Genomic DNA, 19,745 nt, shown 5'->3' with positions numbered 1-19,745 from the left:
GATGTATTGATATTAGAAATTCAATACATCCTTTTTTAGTGATAATTAATATAATTTTTAAAACTAAAATTATACTGACATTAACTTTATCTTAGCTTAATATTATATTTTTGCAGAAAAAAAAAGAGCTCGGGGTAAGCTCTTTTTTTCCATCGAATTAGTTTCCGATATTAATTCGATTTTTAATAAATATAAAATATATCCTTATGAAAGGGTATTGGGAATAGATATATTAACTAACTAGGGTTACCAGGGGGATAACCTTAATTTATTATAACAAAATGCGACACAAAAATCAATATTTTTTTTGATATAAATTATAAAAGTTATTTTTATAACAAGTAAGCTTATAAAAATAGACTTTATAGCAAAAATAAGTATATGTATAAAATAATATATTTATTTTATATAATATATTATTTTATCATATATTGTATGTTATCACGTATTTTTGTAGGGTATAGTATAAATATATTATATTTTAGCATAAAATTTTGTAGTTAAGTGAAAAAACTAGATTTTTATGAAAGAAGATTCTATAAACTTAAGATTATCTTTTTAATAAAGATTAACAAAAAAAATACTGTAATTAATGGTATAATAATTAGAGTTGAAGATTTTAAATAAAGGCAGGTGTAATTAAGTTGGAAATATACTTAGATAATAGTGCAACTACAAAACCTTATCCAGAAGTTATAGATAAAATGGTATATGCACTTAGTACGGATTATGGAAATCCTTCTTCTGTTCATAGAAAAGGTGTGGAAGTTGAAAAAGGTATAAAAGAAGTAAGACAGATTATAGCTAAATCTCTAGGCGCGAAAGATAAAGAGATTTATTTTACATCAGGTGGAACAGAATGTAATAATACTATAATAAGAGGTATTGCCAATCTAAATAAGAAGAGAAGAAATCATATAATATCTACAAATATAGAACATCCTTCTGTTTTAAACACACTAAAAGATTTAGAAGAAGATGGATTTGAAGTAACTTACTTAGAGGTCGGAAAAGATGGAAAGATAAATATAGAAGATTTGAAAAATGCTATAAAATCAGCTACATGTTTAGTAAGTATGATGCATGTTAACAATGAAATAGGAACTATACAGCCAATAGATGAAGTTGGAAAATATCTGAAGTCTTTAAAAGAGAAGATATATTTCCATGTAGACGCTATTCAATCATATGGAAAAATAAACTTTAGACCATCTAAATACAATATAGATTTTATGAGTGTAAGTGCACATAAATTTCATGGTCCAAAGGGAATTGGATTTATGTATATTAAGGAAAATAATCGCTTAAAGCCTATGCTAACAGGAGGAGGACAAGAAATTGGAATTAGGTCTGGAACAGAAAATGTACCTGGAATATATGGGCTTGGAGAAGCTGTAAATATATTAAGTAAAGATTTAGATGCTGTTATTTTGAAGATAAATAACTTAAAAAACATATTTAGAAATAAAATAGTTGAGAATATAGAAGGTATAAAAATTAATTCTCCAGAAGATGGCGTATGTCATATATTAAATGTATCATTTATAGGTACGAAGGGAGAAGTTTTACTTCATTACCTAGAGCAAAAAGGAATTTATGTGTCAACTGGATCTGCATGTTCTTCTAAGAAAAAAGGTAGTCATGTTTTGAATGCCATAGGTCTTACAAATGAAGAAATCAATGGAACAATAAGGTTTAGCCTATCTGATATGAATACAGAAGATGAGATATCTGAAGCTGTGAAAGTATTAAAAGAATCAATTTGTGATTTAAGGTCAATAATGAGAAAGAAATAAAGAATACTGTATAAATAATAAGAAGAAAGTAGTTTAAGAGGTGAAATGGTGTATAATATATTAATAGTAAAGTATGGAGAAATTGGAGTAAAAGGAAAAAATAGATATATATTTGAGAATAGACTTATAAGAAATATAAGAAATATGTTAAAGCCAATTGGCAAATTTAATGTATATAAAGAGTATGGAAGAATATATGTCGATTTAGAAGATTATGATTATGAAGAAGTTATTGAAGAAGTTAGAAAAGTATTTGGTATAGTAGGTGTGTGTCCTGGAGTAAGAGCTAAAAAAGATTATGATACATTAAAAGAAATAGCTTTAAAGATGCTAGAAGAAAAAATAGATGCTGGATATAAAACTTTTAAGGTAGAGTCAAGAAGAGGAGATAAATCTTTTAGATTAACTTCTCAAGAAATGAGTATGGATATAGGTGGGTACTTATTATCAAAGGTAGGAGATAGAATTGATGTTGATGTAAGAAATCCAGAAGTTAAAATAAAATGTGAATACAGAGAATTTCATACTATGGTTTATAGTGATACTATACCTGGATACGGTGGATTACCACTTGGAACTAATGGTAGAGCGATGTCTCTTTTGTCTGGTGGTATAGATAGTCCAGTAGCAACATGGATGGTCGCAAAAAGGGGTATGGAAGTAGAAGCAGTGCATTTTCACAGCTATCCATTCACAAGTGAAAGGTCACAAGAAAAAGTTAAAGATTTAGCTAAGATATTAGCTAAATATTGTGGTAGAGTAAGGCTTCATAAAGTAAATATACTAGAAATACAAAAAGCAATTGGCGAGAATGGTAATGAAGAAGAAGCGACTATTCTTTCAAGAAGATTTATGATGAGAATAGCACAAAAACTTTCTGAAAAAAGACATTGTGATGCTTTGATTACAGGTGAAAGTATTGGTCAAGTTGCATCTCAAACTATACAAGGGCTTACTTGCACTAATGCTGTTGTAAATTTACCAGTATTTAGACCACTTATAGCTATGGACAAATCAGACATAGTTGATATAGCTAAGAAAATAGGGACTTTTGAAACATCTATAATACCTGAAGAAGATTGCTGTAGCGTATTTTCTCCTAGAAAACCTGTTACTAAACCTAGACTAGAAAAAATAGAAAAATCTGAGTTGTCACTTGATATTGAAAAATTAGTACAGGATGCAATTGACGGAATAGAGGTTGAAGACATAGAATTTTAATATGGAAGTGATTTAGTTATTTGGGGTAGGTGTTATATGTGATTCAAGTATTATATGTTGGTATTGGTGGATTTTTAGGAGCTATATTAAGATATTTAATATCTCTAAAGTTTGTAGGAACTAAGTTTCCATTTGGGACTTTGGTGGTCAATATTCTGGGTGGAATTTTAATTGGCTTTGTAATGGAAATGAGTATAAGGACAGATTCTATTTCTAATAATTTAAAATTGTTTTTGACAACTGGTTTAATGGGAGGACTAACTACATTTTCTACTTTTAGCTTCGAAACTGTAAAGTTTTTTGATAGTGGGAATTATATATTATTTGGACTAAACATATTTTTTAATTTGGCATTAAGTATTTTGGGAGTTTTTGTTGGAAGGACTTTATGTAGACACTTTATTACTGTATAGCAGATTAAATTAAACACTATAATTTTATTTAATGGGAATGATTATTATGAATAAAAAGGGTTTTACACTAATTGAATTATTGGTAGTTATATCTATAATAGGAATTTTGGTTATAGTTGCGTTACCAGCACTTTTTAAAAATATAGAGAAAAGTAAAGCAGTAACATGTCTTTCCAATAGAGAAAATATAAAGACTCAAATTGTTATTGCTGTGGCTGAGGAACCTAGCAAAGATAAAAAAGAAGTTATAAAAGATGTATTAAAAAATACGGATGGTAAGTATTTTGAAACAGAGCCAAAGTGTAAGTCAGGTGGAACATATTCAGCAGAGTTTGATGATGGTTATGATGGAATAACTGGAGAAGAAAGTATTGCAAGAGTTTATGTTACTTGTACAGAACATCCAGATGGTGTTGAGATGGCTAGAGATGTACACCAAAGTATGATGGACTTGATTGCATCATTTGCAGTAGACCCTTCTGTAATACCAGGGCCTTCAAAAGGGAATGATGCTTTTAGAAATTATTTACTAAATAATAAATATAAAAATGGGTGGCCTACAATTCCAGATGAATTTAAAAAGAAATATAATTTAAGTAAGGCAACATTATATATACAACCATATGCATATAACCCTACTGAATCTGATGCTACTGTAGTTGTATTTGCAAATGATAAGACTGGAGGTAATTGGTACACATCTTTAGTTTATGATTATGATGAAGGTAGATGGTATAAAGGTAACAATGGTATTTCTGTTGCAGGTAGGTCATGGAATGTTGATTCAGCTGATGGTAAGACTAAATCTGTAAAAACAGAGATTCATACAAAAGCTGGTTGGGGTCCTTTAAATTAATATAGCAAACTTTATCAACTTTACTGGTATTAATCGTTCTATAGAAAAATGATATTTTCTATAGTTGAGTGATACCAGTTTTGTATTTAAGTTTATTTGTGGGGTAGATATATTGATGTTTTGATGTTATAAAAGCTTCACATATAAACTAAAAATAATTATAATTAAGAATATAAAGAAGTTTAATTATAAAAATTAATTTTCTAAAGATTTTGTATTTAAACTAACAAATACATAAAAAGGGGAATCGATATAATGAATAATTTACAAGATAATCAAACAATAAACTTGATAAAAGAACGTAGAAGTATACGAAAATTTACAACAGAGCAAATTACAGATGAACAATTAGATACATTATTACATTGTGCATTTGCAGCACCTTCAGGGTGTAATAAACAGCCATGGCACATAACTGTTGTACAAGACCAGAAACTTTTAAAAGAGATTAGTGATGATACTCTTTCTAGAGTTCATGAAGTTAGTAACGTTGAAATAAATAAAAATTTTAAATTATTTTATGGTGCACCAACTGTTTTATTTATTTCTTATGATGAAGAGAGTTCATGGGCTCCATATGATGTGGGAATACTTACAGGAAACATAACAACAGCTGCACAAGCTTTAGGGCTTGGGAGTTGCATAATAGGAATGGTTAGGGGTCTATTTACACCTGTTGAGCAAGGGGATATTGTAGGTCTTGTTAGTGTGTTGGATGACAATGATGTAAAAGAATCAGATTCAATAAAGATGAAGTTTGATACAAATAAAAAATATAGAGAATTACTAGATATACCAGAAGGATATTCTGTACCATTTGGTATTGCTGTTGGTGTCCCAGAAGGGAATTTACCACAAGCTAGAAATGTAGTTTATAAAGTCTCTAGAGTTTAGAATATTTGAGTAGGAGTAGTTATAATGTCTATATCTGTTAATACAAGAAGTACACATGTAAATCAGAGTAATTATAGCAATAAAAGTAATGACAAGTTAGAAAAGTTTGATGAGCAAATACAGAAGCTAGAAAGTTTTATCACAGATTTGAAAACTGATAAAAATATGGATTCTAAGATAAAAAATATGAAAATTGAAGCATTACAACAACAAATTAATGATTTGAAAAATCAAAAACAGGAATATTCAAGTCAATTAATCAAAGAGGGTACACTTAAAAAAGAATCTAAACAATCTGATATTAATCAAGAAAATTCTCAAGATAAATACGATTATGTAAAAGGATTAACTTACTATACCACAAAGACTTTAGTGTCATCTGATTGTGATATAAAAAATATTTCTAAAACTAATAGTATGAGAATTAGTTTATCTGATGATATTCGTACTAAGAATATGGAAATGAGTAGTCAAACTCGTCATTCACCTACCAAATTCGATTTATTTGAGAGTGGTAAATTAAGTAGCGGTTTAAGCAAGATTAATATGTCTTTTGGAGAACAACTATATGCTAGTACAGATAAAATTAAAGATAATAATAAAATGAGTTTAATTAATTTAAGTATTATGTATAAAGAATATAAAGTCGAAAAAGATAAAAAAATAATAATAATATTTTGGAAAAAAGTGGTATAAGATTGAAATAAATAAAAAATCATGATACAATAAATGTAAAATAAAGGAAAAAGTGACCCTTAGTTATAAAAGGGTTTTTTTTTATGTAAAAAAAACTATAAGAATATTATAAAAAATGTATATCAAAGCCATTCAAAATTTTTTGCCACTTCTAATAATTGATTATCAGTAAAAGTACAGAACGACTGTTTACAAGTTAAAGAAATAATTATAATTTTAATAGCATATATATATAATTTTTTTTAAAAAATGTATATATATGTAAAAAAAACTATTAATCATATAAATAGTGACTTTTTATAACAAACGGAAACTATAATAACCATAATTAAAATAATTATTTTAATTGAAATAATTATTTTAATTAAAAAATTATTGATACTCTAAACACATATCATACTTATATCACAACTAATTTTTATGAAATTGAAAACAATTAAAGTTAATTACTTTAAGTAATATAAATATATAAAATATCTTACTTTATTGTTTTTTAGGTTGTTTAATTCTACAAAAATAAAATTAAAATATTTAGTCTATAGAGCATTAATATCTTTGTGTAAAAATTAAATATATTTTTTATTTAATAAAAAGGATTTCAAGTGAAAATTAAATAAACTATAAAAACTTCACTTTTAAGATAGACTTCATAATAGATTAATTAGACTTTAAATAAATAGTTTTGATAAAGACTATGCAAAATAAAGTATGAAAAATCTGTTTGAAATAAAAAATATTGGAGGGGGATTTTTAATGAAACACAGATTGAGTAAACTAACATCTTTTTTGGCAACCTTAGCTTTAGTTGTTGGCGTAGGAGTACCATCATATGGACAAACTTTACCAGATAAAGTTAATAATGAAGTACTACAAAATAAAGAGCGAAGATATGATATTAATGGAAGATATCAAGTAGATTTTCGTGCAAATATGGGAAATGGATATGTAACATTTTTCTCGTTATTTGTTCCATGTGGTGGAAATTCAGTAAACGTAAGGTATGTATGGGGAACTGACCCAAAAGGAGGTTCTCAAGAAGGATGGGTATTACAAGTTAATGGGGAAAAAGTTTCAACTATTTATGGAACAAGTTATGGATTTCCTAATGGCATACCATCTGCAGGGATAACAGGAAGTCAAATGACAGGAATTTATTCTTTTGTTACAAATCGAGACATGTCTGGAGTAAATTGGAGCTATACATCACCTAATACAGGGAATGGAAACGCTACAAGAACATCATATGCATCTACTGAGATTTCAAATGCAAAACTTTCTATTAAGGTTAATTATAAAAATAAAGAAACAGGAGCTATAGTTGGGTCATATACAACTCAAGTTCCAGCTAAGTATGGAAATAGCACTGTTACACCTGACACTACACAAATTCCTGCTGGATATAAATTAGATCCGGCAAGTCAATCTAAAGTAGTAAATCTTGTTCAAAATGGAGTTAATCCAAATGTAGTTGATTTTACAGTTATTCCTGATAATGCAGGAGTTCCAGAAGAAGATCGTGTTCTTATAGTTGGATTTAAAGATAAAGATGGAAATAATGTTGGAAGTACTTATATAGAAGAAATTCCAGATATACTAGGCTCACATGATGTAACACCAAACACATCAAAAGTTCCTAATGGTTATAAGCTTGATCCTTCTAATCAAACTCAGACTGTTAATTTACAACCAACAGGTCTTGACAAGAGTATTGTTTACTTTACAGTAAGTCCTGATATTCCACTTGTAAATCGTATAGTTACAGTTAACTTTAAAGATAAAGATAGTGGAGCAATAATTGGAGACCCATATACAGTTACACTACCAGCTGAATATGGAAATCATAGAGTGGAATCTGATTCTACAAAGGTACCAAATGGATATGTACTTAATCCAGATAATCAATTTGAAATGGTAAATCTTAGTACCAGTGGTCTTGTACCAGATAGAGTTTACTTTACAGTAAGTAAGATGCCTTCAGAAGCAGAACGTACTTTAACAATTGGTTTTAAAGATAAATATGGTAATATAGTTGGAGATACATACACAGAGGTTGTTAATGCTGTACTTGGAAACCATACAATAACTCCAGATTCTACAAAGGTTCCTGCTGGATATAAATTAGACCCAGCAAGTCAGTCTCAGACAGTTACACTTAATTCTTCTGGAATTAATCCAAATACAATTTATTTTACTGTAGCCGAAAAAACTTATAGGGTAGCTTATGTATCAAACTTCCCTTCAGGAGTAGCTGTTTCTGGTTCAGTACCAAGTGATACAACAGAATATAAAAAAGGAGATACTGTGACTGTTTTAGGAAATACTAATGGGCTTGATGCCGATACTTATACATTTGTAGGTTGGAGTACAGTTAGAAATGACCCATCAACAATATTATCAGGAACAATCACTATGGGAGAAAGAAATATCATATTATATGCAGTGTGGCAAAAAAATTAATAATATAAGTTGTTTATTATTGTAATTTATAAGTTAGAATCTTCTTTAATATTTATATAAGAATAAGATTCTAATAGTTATAAGAAATTCTGATATAGATTTTATCAGTATTTCTTTATTTTACAAAATGAAAAAATAAAATTATTTTTTAAACAAATAAGGAGGGTTTTGATGAATCAAAAGTTAAAAAAATTAACTATATGTATACTTACATTTGCTATAATTCCTTTAAATTATTCAAATGTTTTTGCTGAGTATGATTTAAATAAGATATTTAATAAGCAGATTCAAGATAAAAACTTAAGGAGAGTTAATAATATTACAATAACTTATGATGGTAATGGGGCTACTGGAGGAACGATAAATGAAGCTATACTTAGTGGAGGAGCGTTTATTCCTGGACCAGTAATAACAGGTCCAAAAGTATATGACCTTGATGATTTTGATTCTTATTTAGCACTAAGTAGTAACCTTACAAGAGGAAACTATCATACTGATGCTTGGAGTGTCTCAAGGGACCATTTGGCAAGTGGTACTCAACCATATGCAGGTGGAGAAAATATAGTAGCAGTAGGTATAGACAGAGATATAACACTTTACGCCATTTGGATTCCAGACTTTTTACAAGTAAGATATAACGGAAATGGAAATACTTCAGGTAATGTTCCATCAGATTCAAATAAGTATCATCAGAATGATAATTTGCAAATTAAAGAAAATGAAGGTAACCTTAAAAAAACAAATTATAAACTTACAAAGTGGAATACAAAAGCTGATGGCACAGGAAAATCTTATAATTTAGGCTCAAGTTTTGAGGTATTATTAAAAAATTATGACAATTTTAACATAGACCTTTATGCACAATGGGAATATGATTTGCAACTGGATGGTAATGGAGGAACAGGTACACTTCCAGATTTGCCAAAACCAGGAGAGGCTGACAAATTCCCAGGGTCAGGTGGACTTATCAATGGTGATGAAGAATTCATAGGGTGGAATACAGAAGAAGATGGAAGTGGTACATCTTTTAAAGAAGGAGACCCTATTCCGCCAAATATCTCAGGAGATACAATATATGCACAATGGGGATATAAATTAGATTATAACTTAAATGGAGGAGCAGGAAGTATATCAGAAGAAAAACATAAAAAAGGCGCTGAAGTAACTGTTACAAGCCAGATACCATCTAAAGTTGGATCAATATTTATGGGATGGAATACAAAAAATAATGGTGAAGGGACTTCATACAGAGATGGTGATAAATTTAACCTTACGAAAAATACAACTTTATTTGCACAATGGAAAGAGGAATGTAGAATAACATATGATAAAAATGGAAGTACAGGTACAGCTCCAATAGATAATAATGTATATGGAAAAGGAGATGAAGTTACTGTACTTGGTGATAATGGTTTAGTAGCACCCTCTGGTAGAGGAGGAAATTTTTATTGGAGTACAAAAGCAGATGATACAGGCAGTAGATATAAATCAGGAGAAAAGTTTAACATAAAGGATATAAATACAACCCTTTATGCATTTTGGACAGATAAATACAGAGTTAAATATGAAAATAATGGTGGACAAGGAGATGTACCTGAAGATGAACTGCATGATGGAAATGCAAATACAAGTGTAAAAGCGAATACAGGAAATCTTACAAAAGAAGGATACAAATTTATTGGATGGAATACAAAACCAGATGGTAGTGGAACTCCATATAAAGGTGATGGAAGTGAGATAATTAATGTTGATGATAATATAACACTTTATGCTCAATGGGAAAAGATATCTGATAATTCAGGTGGAGATGATAATTCAGGTGGAAATAGTGGAGGAAGTAGTGGTGGAAGTAGTGGAGGCTCATCTACTAATACAACTAGCCCATCAGAAGAAAATTTGACAGGTGATGATAGATATGAAACTGCTATAAAAATAAGTAAAAGAGGTTTTGAATCAGCTGAAAATGTGATACTAGTAAATAGTACATCAATACCAGATGCCCTATCAGCAACTCCATTTTCATCTACTAAAAATGCACCTATTTTATTAACTGAAAAAAATAAATTAAATACAAATACAGAAGCAGAGATAAAAAGATTAAAAGCAAAAAATATTTATATAATAGGTGGAGAAAATACATTAAGTTCCGATTTAGAAAAAGAATTAAAATTAAAAGGGTTTACTATTGTAAGAATAGGTGGAGTGGATAGATATTCAACTTCTCTAAAACTTGCTAAAGAAATAGATAAAATAGTAGATGTAGAAAAAGTATCTGTAGTCAATGGACACGATGGATTAGCAGATGCAATAAGTGTTGGTGGTATTTCAGCACAAAATAAAACTCCAATAATTCTTACAAATATAAAAAATGAGATTATATCTATTAAAAAATTTATAGATGAAGAAGAAATATCAAAATCTTATATTATAGGAGGAGAAACTTCTTTGCCAAAATCTATAGAAAAACAATTTCCAAATCCAAAGAGAATAGGTGGAGAAGATAGAAATAAAACAAATTCAAAAGTAATAGAAGAGTTTTATAAGGATAAAGAATTAAGAAATCTTTATGTAACAAAAAATGGGACGCTAAGAGAAAATGATTTAATAGATGCTTTAACAGTAGGTGTTTTAGCAGGTAAAAATAAATCGCCAGTAATGATTGTAGAAAAATCACTTGATGAGTCTCAAAAAACTTTAGTTAAAAGTAAGAAATTTGACAAGATAACTAAGGTAGGAGGAAATGGAAATGAGGATGCATTTAATGAAATAAAAAAATTAGTAAAATAGTATAATCTAAATAAGAATATTTTGTTGATTAAACTACACTAATAGTAATAAATTATAACCCTGCTTTTATTTTTATTATAAGTAGGGTTATAATCTTACTATATTACTTATATTGTAGGGGGAAAAGATGAGAGAAGAACTAAACTCTTTAGATTTAAATCAGGTAGAAATTTTCTTTGAACTTTTATCTCAAAATACAGAAGATTATATTTTTTTTTGGGATATAAATAAGAATAATTTTAAAATATCCTCAACTGTTTTTGATGAATTTAATCTAAGTAAAGATATAGAATATGATTTAGTCAATTGTTGGAGCAAAATTATTTATCCAGATGATGTTCAAGTGTGGAAAGACGATATACAAGTCTTGCTAAATGGAGAAAAGGATGAACACAATTTAGAGTATAGATTAATAAACAAGCATGAAGAGATAGTATGGGTTTCTTGTAGAGGTAAAGCTTATGTATCAGATGATAAAAAAACTATAATTATGGTTGGTAGGATAAAGAATATAGGCGAAAAGAATAAATTTGATTCTATCACAGGGACATGGAATAGAGAACAATTTGAATACAGAATGAATTGTATTACAAAAGAGAAAATCTATACAAGTGGAGCTATGTTTATCATGGATATTGATAATTTTAAAAATATAAATGAGAAATATGGACACTCTTATGGTGACAAGGTTTTGCGTGCAATTGCTACAGAAGTTTTAGAATATTTACCTAAGGATGTTAGATTGTACAGATTAGATGGAGACGAATTTGCATTTTTTTACCCTATGTGCAATAAAGAAGCTATAGAAAATTTATATGAAAAAATACAATTGTATACAAATACTCAGCATGAAATCGAATCAAATAAATATTATTGTACAATAACTGCGGGGGTTGCTATGTATCCAGAAGATGGAGATAATTATTTGGACTTATTTAAACATGCTGATATTGCGTTAGATATCGCAAAAATTGGTGGTAAAAATAGAATGAAGTTTTTTTCAAAAGAACTCTATGAAAATAAGTTAAAAGTAATTTCAATGCAACAGAAGTTGAGAGAGTGTGTTGAAAATGATTTTAATGACCTTGAATTATTTTTCCAGCCACAGGTAGATGCATTTAACAAAAATGTCATAGGAGCAGAGGCACTTTTGAGATGGCATTCAAATACTTATGGAGAAGTATCTCCTGTTGAATTTATACCAATACTAGAACAAAGTAATCTAATTATACCAGTAGGAAAGTGGATTATAAAAAAGGCTGTAAAACAGTGTAAAGAATGGCATAAAGTAAATCAAGATTTCAAGATATCTGTAAATGTATCATATATTCAACTAAAGGAAGATTTTTTTAGAGATTTTATAATAGAATGTTTGATAGAATATCAATTAAAACCTGAATTTTTAATTTTAGAATTAACAGAGAATTGTTGGGTACCAGATATAAATTTATTGAATGATAAGTTTATTAGTTTAAAAAGTATTGGAGTACATATTGCAATTGATGATTTTGGTACTGGATATTCATCTTTAAATTATCTTAAAGAGTTATCTGTTAATATAATAAAGATTGAAAGAAGTTTTGTTAAGAATATTACATATAATAGTTATGAACATACCTTCCTAGAATATATTATTAAATTAGCTCATATTATCAACTTAAAAGTTTGTGTTGAAGGTATTGAGTCCTATGAAGAATACAATATAGTGAAGAGTTTAGGTGTAGATATTATTCAAGGTTTTTTATTTGGTAGACCTGTAAGTGCATCTGAGTTTTATAGACTTCAATTATCAAATTGATGAGTGTAGATAAAGTATACTAAAAATAAGGTAAAATATAAGGTTTTTTAAATCTTATATTTTACCTTATTTTATTGTGATAACTATTAATCTCAAGTAGTATTAGCTATTATACACTTTTGCTCCAAACTTAGAGATTATTTCACTAGCTTTTTTAATATCTTCTTTGGTAGCATCAGGAACATCTTTTAATTCATAATCAATACCTAGATTTTCCCATTTGTGTATTCCCATAGAATGATATGGCAGTAATTCGAATCTCTCTACATTTTTTAATGTAGCAACGAATTTACCTAATTTTTCTAAGTTGTCTATATCATCAGTAATTCCAGGAACTAAAACATGTCTTATCCATACTGGAATATTTCTTGATTCTAAGTGTTTAGCAAGTTTTAAAGCTTTATCCATACCCACACCAGTCAAATCAATAGATTTTTCTTCAACCATATGTTTTAAATCAAGCAAAACTAAGTCAGTATTATCTAAAACTGAGTCTATAGTTTCTATATCTACAAATCCAGATGTATCTAGACAAGTGTGTATGTTATTTTCTTTAGCTTTTTTAAATAGCTCACTTAAAAACTCTGGTTGAAGAGTAGACTCGCCACCAGAAGCAGTAATACCTCCACCAGAAAACTTCATAAAAGAAGTATACTTAAGAGCATCAGTTATTATTTCATCAACTGTATATTCTTTTCCAGATTTGGTATCCCATGTATCTCTATTATGACAGTATTTGCATCTAAGAGGACATCCTTGAAAGAATAGTATGTATCTTATTCCTGGACCATCTACAGTACCAAATGTTTCTATAGAGTGTACTTTTCCCTTAATCATAGAGTTCACCTCACAATATATTTTGATAACTTTATTAATAGTTATAATATTTCTCTAAAAAAGGCCATCTTATACCAGAAATAATTCAAGTATAAGATAGCCATTTATTTTTATTTTCTACACAGTAGTAATCTTAGCTAAAGTATAAAAATTTAAAGACTAAGCCATTTTACCGTGGAATGTTCTGTTTATAACATCTAATTGTTGTTCTTTAGTTAATTTTATGAAGTTAACTGCATATCCAGAAACTCTTATAGTTAATTGTGGATATTCTTCTGGATGTTCCATAGCATCTTCTAAAGTAGCTCTATCAAATACATTAACATTTAAGTGATGAGCATTTTGAGCGAAGTAACCATCCATCATTGCAGAAAGATTATTTATTCTTTCATCCATATCTTTTCCTAAAGCACCAGGTACTATAGAGAAAGTATTAGATATACCATCTTGAGCATGCTCATATGGTAATTTAGCAACTGAAGATAATGAAGCTAAAGCACCATTAGTATCTCTACCATGCATTGGGTTTGCACCAGGAGCAAATGGAGCACCAGCTCTTCTACCATCTGGTGTATTACCAGTTTTCTTACCATAAACAACATTTGAAGTTATTGTAAGTATAGATTGAGTAGGATAAGAATTTCTATAAGTTTTATTTTTTCTTATCTTATTCATGAAGCTTTCAACTAGTTCTACAGCTATACTATCAACTCTATCATCGTTGTTTCCGTATTTTGGATAATCTCCTTCTATTTCGAAATCAACAGCTATTCCTTGTTCATTTCTGATAGTCTTAACTTTAGCATGTTTTATAGCAGATAATGAATCCGCACAAACTGATAATCCAGCCATACCACAAGCCATAGTTCTAAATATATCTCTATCATGTAATGCCATCTCTAATGCTTCATAAGAGTATTTATCATGCATATAATGTATTACATTTAAAGTATTTACATATAAGTTTGCTAACCAATCAGTAAATGGTTCAAATTTACTCATAACTTCATCAAAGTCTAAATACTCAGAAGTTATAGGCTCAAATCTTGGTCCAACTTGAGCACCAGATTTTTCATCAATACCACCATTTATAGCATATAATAAAGTTTTTGCTAAGTTAACTCTAGCTCCGAAGAACTGCATTTGTTTACCTATTTTCATTGCAGATACACAACAAGCTATACCGTAATCGTCTCCCCAGTATGGTCTCATTAAATCATCATTTTCATATTGAACTGAACTTGTATCTATAGATACCTTAGAACAGAAATCTTTGAATCCTTGAGGTAATCTAGTTGACCATAAAACTGTTAAGTTTGGTTCTGGTGATGGTCCTAATGTATATAGAGTATTTAACATTCTAAATGAGTTTTTAGTAACTAATGTTCTACCATCTACTCCCATACCTCCTATACACTCAGTTACCCAAGTTGGGTCTCCAGAGAATAAATTGTTGTAATCAGGAGTTCTTAAGAATTTAACCATTCTTAATTTCATAACAAAATGGTCCATATATTCTTGTAATTCTTCTTCTGTCACTGTTCCAGCTTTTAAATCTCTTTCAAAGTATATATCTAGGAAAGTAGACGTTCTACCTAAAGACATTGCAGCACCATTTTGGTCTTTAACAGCAGCTAAATAACCAAAGTATAACCATTGTACAGCTTCTTTTGAGTTAGTTGCTGGTTTTGATATATCAAAGCCATAAGATTCAGCCATCTTTTTAAGTTCATTTAAAGCTGATATTTGTTCAGTTATTTCTTCTCTTAGTCTTATAACTTCTTCATCCATGCAAGAAACTTCTAACGATTTCTTTTGTTCAATTTTATCTTCTATTAAGGCATCAACACCATATAAAGCAACTCTTCTATAGTCACCTATTATTCTACCTCTACCATAAGCATCTGGAAGACCTGTTATTATACCAGATTTTCTAGCAGCTCTCATTTCTGGAGTATATGCATCAAAGACTCCTTGGTTATGTGTTTTTCTATATTTAGTAAATATTTCTTTTATTTCAGGGTCTAATTCATATCCAAAAGCATCACATGAATTTTCAACCATTTTTATACCACCATATGGCATAACCGCTCTTTTTAAAGGGGCATCCGTTTGTAATCCAACTATTGTTTCTAATACTTTATCTAAATATCCTGGAGCATATGCAGCTATTCCAGAAATAGTTTTTGTATCTACATCTAAAGTACCACCATTTTCTCTTTCTTTTTTAAATAAGACCATTGCTTTGTCCCATAGTTTTTTAGTGTTTTCAGTAGCACCAGCTAAGAAAGAGTCATTTCCTTCATATGGAGAATAGTTTAATTGTATAAACTCTCTGACATTTACTTCTTTAGTCCATCTTCCTGTTTTAAATCCTTGCCATGCATTCATTAAGTATTTCCTCCTTAGATTTAAATGATAAATAATGTTGTTAAAATTAATTTTTATATACTTAATTTGTTTTATATATTTTTTTAAAAATATATTTTCTAATATAATAATAACATATTATGCGTATTCTGTATACAAGAAAAATAAAAAAATGTCGTTTTAAAGTATAAAACAAATTATATGTTAGTAATGTGATGAAATTATACCCATATATTAATAAAATGAAACAAATAAATATCTAAAATAATAAGGTAATATTTGAAAAAATTATAAATTAGAAATAAATAAATCTCAGTACAAAAAAGAAAAAGCATACATCTTGATAACTTGAATATTTATTTAATAGGGGGAGGTGATATATTGTTTATCACAGTGATATTATTTTTAGTAGGTTTCCTATTAATTACTAAAGGCGCAGATATCTTTATAAATTGTACTGTAGAGATAGGTAGAAAAACGAATATTTCAGAAATTATACTTGGAGCAACTATTGTTAGTTTTGCAACAACATTGCCTGAATTTACAGTGTCATTACTTGCTTCTATTGATGGTCATACTACAATGAGTTTAGGAAATGCAATTGGTTCTATAATATGTAATACAGGGTTAGCATTAGGTTTAGTTGTTTTTCTAAGTCCATTTAATGTAGATAAAAAAATGTTTTTTTCTAAGTCTTTACTATTAATAGTATCTGTTATAGTTTTAATTTTATTGGGGTTAGATGGAGTTATAACAAGAGGAGATTCATTATTACTTATAATAATATTGATTTTTTATATGGTTAATAACTATAAGAGTGTTGTAGGAAAATCGAATACTAAAAATAGAGGTATTCAAAAAGATACTATTAAAGAAATACCTATAAAGAAGAGTAAACAGTACAGAGGTTTTTCTATAGCAGAAATTATAAAAATACTAATACTTTTTGCTACAGGCTTAATAATGATGATAATAGGTTCTCAAATTCTTATAGAGAGTGGTGTAAGAATAGCTAGTTTTCTTAATATACCTCAAGGTATAGTGAGTTTGACTATAATAGCACTTGGAACTTCTTTACCAGAGATAGTGTCTTCAATTACTGCCATAAGAAAAAATCATCATGAAATATCTGTAGGAAATATTCTAGGTGCAAATATATTGAACATAGTATCAGTAATAGCTGTATCAGCAATACCAAATGACATACCAATATTATCTCAAAATAGAAAACTTGATATACCATTCATGATATTATTATTGTTATTAGTAATAGTACCAACTCTTAAATCAAATAGACTTAGTAGACTACAAGGTGTATTAATGTTATTTACATATTTTATATATATATCAATTTTGTATTTTATGTATATTATTTAATCATACTGTTAAAAATATTAATTGCAGAATATCCTAAAAAAGTATATAATGGATAGGTTAAGATTAATTGATAACGGAGAGGAATAATATATGAATATAACAAAGTTTGAAGATTTACCAATAAGTGAGGGAATAAAAAAAGCTATAGCTGAAATGGGGTTTGAAGAGCCATCTCCTATACAAGCACAGTCTATACCTGCAATTTTGTCAGGTAAAGACGTTATAGGACAAGCACAAACTGGTACGGGGAAAACAGCAGCTTTTAGTATACCTATACTAGAAACAATAGACCCAAATAATAGAAGTTTACAAGCTGTAGTACTTTGCCCAACAAGAGAGCTTGCAATACAAGTATCTACAGAAATAAGAAAACTAGCTAAATACTCGCACGGAATAAAGACATTACCTATATATGGTGGTCAACCAATAGATAGACAAATAAAATCGCTAAAGAGTGGTGTGCAAGTTGTAATAGGTACACCTGGACGTACAATAGACCATATTAATCGTAAAACATTAAAGATGGATAATGTAAAAATGATTATACTAGATGAAGCAGATGAAATGCTAGATATGGGATTTAGAGAAGACATAGAAATGATTTTAAGTAAGATTCCTGAAGAAAGACAAACAACTTTCTTTTCAGCAACTATGCCAAGAGGAATTTTAGATTTAACTAAGAGATATCAAAAAGACCCAGAACATATAAAAGTTGTTAGAAAAGAACTTACAGTTTCAAATACAAAACAATATTATATAGAAACTAGATCATCAAATAAATTGGAAGTATTATGTAGATTAGTTGATGTGTATGACCCTAAATTATCTGTTGTTTTCTGTAATACTAAAAGAAAAGCAGATGAGTTAGTAGGAGATTTACAAGCAAGAGGATATTTTGCAGATGCATTACATGGTGACTTAAAACAAACACAAAGAGATATAGTAATGGATAAGTTTAGAAATGGTACAATAGATATACTTGTTGCTACTGATGTTGCGGCTAGAGGTATAGATGTTGATGATGTTGAATGTGTATTTAACTATGATTTACCACAAGATGAAGAGTACTATGTTCATAGAATTGGTAGAACTGGTCGTGCTGGTAGAGAAGGTATGTCATTTACTTTTGTATTTGGAAAAGAAATGAGAAAGATGAAAGATATAGAAAGATATACTAAATCTAAATTAATCAAGCATAATATACCAACAATAACTGATGTTGAAGAGAAAAAAGTAGGCTCTTTCTTTGCACAAGTTAAACAAACTATAGAAGAAGGTCATTTAACTAAACAATTACAATGGTTAGAAAGTTTCTGTAATGATGAAGATTATGCAATGGTTGATATTGCTGCTGCACTTGTTAAGTTATCTCTAGGGGAAGAAATGAAAGAAGAAATAATAGAAGAAAAACCTAGAAGAGAACGTGGAGATAGAAAAGGTGCTACTGGAGCTAAAGATGGTATGATTAGATTGTTTATCAATATTGGTAGAAATCAAAGAATACAAGCTAAAGATATCGTTGGTGCTATAGCTGGAGAAGTTGGAATACCAGGTAAAATGGTAGGAACTATAGATATATATGATAAGTATACTTTTGTTGAAATACCTAAAAAAGATGCAAAAACAGTAATTGAAAAAATGAAAGATATTAAGATAAAAGGTAACAAAATTAATATAGAAAAAGCCAATAAAAAGAAAAAATAATATATAGTATATAAAAATATAATCGAAAGATATATAAAATAGTATATTGAATATTTAAAAAGCCTAATGTGTTTTCAAAACAGATGATAAATAATCTGTAAGAGTCAACAACATAAGGCTTTTATTGTTTTATATAATAGTATTATTAAAGACATTTTAAATTTTGTTTGTGCTTTATTTACATAAGTATAAAAAATATATTAGAAAATAAATAATCAAATAAAAATTAATATATGATTTTCATTTGATAATGGAAGTAAGAGATTGATTTATCACTTTATGATAGGCACATGTATAGAGAAAAACACCACTTACTAGAATATTTCATCGCCACTCTTAAAGCCAAAGGCTGGATGAAAATCAAATTTAACTGCACCCACAGCAACCTTAGGTCCAACAGCCTTTTTAATTCTATAAATACCCTCATTGCCGAAACCAGCACATAGCTCAATAGCTGTATATCCTTTTTCCTCATTTTCTTGTAATTCTAATGATAGCATAGTACTTTCTCAATTTAATTTGCTTAAAAGTAATTTTAT

At 28.8% G+C, this 19,745-nt stretch carries 14 protein-coding genes; 11 read left to right on the top strand and 3 right to left on the bottom strand.

All coding sequences use genetic code 11. From position 1 onward, the window contains the following. The first annotated feature begins 644 nt into the window (after window positions 1-644). The 9 genes from IC174_RS12150 (at window position 645) to IC174_RS12105 (ending at window position 12,918) form a co-directional block, all read left to right on the top strand. Window positions 645-1,796 carry a cysteine desulfurase family protein gene (locus tag IC174_RS12150; RefSeq protein ID WP_227482996.1) on the top strand — a complete coding sequence of 384 codons (1,152 nt, stop codon included), beginning with the start codon at window positions 645-647 and terminating at the stop codon, window positions 1,794-1,796. A gap of 45 nt (window positions 1,797-1,841) precedes the next feature. Continuing rightward, a complete protein-coding gene (thiI, locus tag IC174_RS12145) occupies window positions 1,842-3,017 on the top strand; it encodes a tRNA uracil 4-sulfurtransferase ThiI (RefSeq protein ID WP_227482995.1) in 1,176 nt (391 codons plus the stop codon). Between the two features lie 38 nt (window positions 3,018-3,055). Next, window positions 3,056-3,430, top strand: coding sequence for a fluoride efflux transporter CrcB (crcB, locus tag IC174_RS12140; RefSeq protein WP_227433417.1), 375 nt, complete (start codon window positions 3,056-3,058; stop codon window positions 3,428-3,430). 46 nt (window positions 3,431-3,476) lie between these two features. After that, window positions 3,477-4,286, top strand: a complete 810-nt coding sequence (locus IC174_RS21250) for a prepilin-type N-terminal cleavage/methylation domain-containing protein (protein WP_285894571.1) — start codon at window positions 3,477-3,479, stop codon at window positions 4,284-4,286. A gap of 255 nt (window positions 4,287-4,541) precedes the next feature. Then, on the top strand, window positions 4,542-5,180 hold the full coding sequence (locus tag IC174_RS12125) for a nitroreductase (RefSeq protein ID WP_227482994.1): 639 nt from the start codon (window positions 4,542-4,544) through the stop codon (window positions 5,178-5,180). Between the two features lie 24 nt (window positions 5,181-5,204). Beyond that, window positions 5,205-5,876: a hypothetical protein gene (locus tag IC174_RS12120; protein WP_227482993.1), complete on the top strand. Its 672-nt coding sequence runs from the start codon at window positions 5,205-5,207 to the stop codon at window positions 5,874-5,876. A 753-nt stretch (window positions 5,877-6,629) separates the two neighbouring features. Continuing rightward, entirely contained in the window at window positions 6,630-8,333 is a 1,704-nt protein-coding gene (locus tag IC174_RS12115) for a hypothetical protein (protein ID WP_227482992.1), read from the top strand. Between the two features lie 171 nt (window positions 8,334-8,504). Beyond that, window positions 8,505-11,120, top strand: coding sequence for a cell wall-binding repeat-containing protein (locus IC174_RS12110; protein ID WP_227482991.1), 2,616 nt, complete (start codon window positions 8,505-8,507; stop codon window positions 11,118-11,120). Between the two features lie 127 nt (window positions 11,121-11,247). Further along, window positions 11,248-12,918: a GGDEF and EAL domain-containing protein gene (locus IC174_RS12105; RefSeq protein WP_227482990.1), complete on the top strand. Its 1,671-nt coding sequence runs from the start codon at window positions 11,248-11,250 to the stop codon at window positions 12,916-12,918. A 102-nt stretch (window positions 12,919-13,020) separates the two neighbouring features. Here IC174_RS12105 and pflA read toward each other — a convergent pair whose 3' ends face one another. Further along, complete coding sequence (pflA, locus tag IC174_RS12100) at window positions 13,021-13,755, bottom strand: pyruvate formate-lyase-activating protein (RefSeq protein WP_227433410.1); 735 nt, start codon at window positions 13,753-13,755, stop codon at window positions 13,021-13,023. A gap of 159 nt (window positions 13,756-13,914) precedes the next feature. Beyond that, complete coding sequence (gene pflB / locus IC174_RS12095; protein WP_227433409.1) at window positions 13,915-16,146, bottom strand: formate C-acetyltransferase; 2,232 nt, start codon at window positions 16,144-16,146, stop codon at window positions 13,915-13,917. A 360-nt stretch (window positions 16,147-16,506) separates the two neighbouring features. Between pflB and IC174_RS12090 the strand changes: the two genes are divergently transcribed. Together IC174_RS12090 and IC174_RS12085 are read left to right on the top strand one after the other, a co-directional pair. Next, complete coding sequence (locus IC174_RS12090; protein WP_227482989.1) at window positions 16,507-17,502, top strand: calcium/sodium antiporter; 996 nt, start codon at window positions 16,507-16,509, stop codon at window positions 17,500-17,502. A gap of 90 nt (window positions 17,503-17,592) precedes the next feature. Then, window positions 17,593-19,206, top strand: coding sequence for a DEAD/DEAH box helicase (locus IC174_RS12085; RefSeq protein WP_227433407.1), 1,614 nt, complete (start codon window positions 17,593-17,595; stop codon window positions 19,204-19,206). Between the two features lie 314 nt (window positions 19,207-19,520). On the opposite strand, the gene IC174_RS12080 is transcribed toward IC174_RS12085, so the two are convergent. Next, window positions 19,521-19,706: a DUF6506 family protein gene (locus tag IC174_RS12080; RefSeq protein ID WP_413926627.1), complete on the bottom strand. Its 186-nt coding sequence runs from the start codon at window positions 19,704-19,706 to the stop codon at window positions 19,521-19,523. Between the last annotated feature and the right edge of the window lie 39 nt (window positions 19,707-19,745).

It is taken from the genome of Clostridioides sp. ES-S-0001-03 (assembly GCF_020676075.1).
Classification (GTDB): Bacteria; Bacillota; Clostridia; order Peptostreptococcales; family Peptostreptococcaceae; genus Clostridioides.
This window is presented reverse-complemented; position numbering and strand designations above follow the sequence as displayed.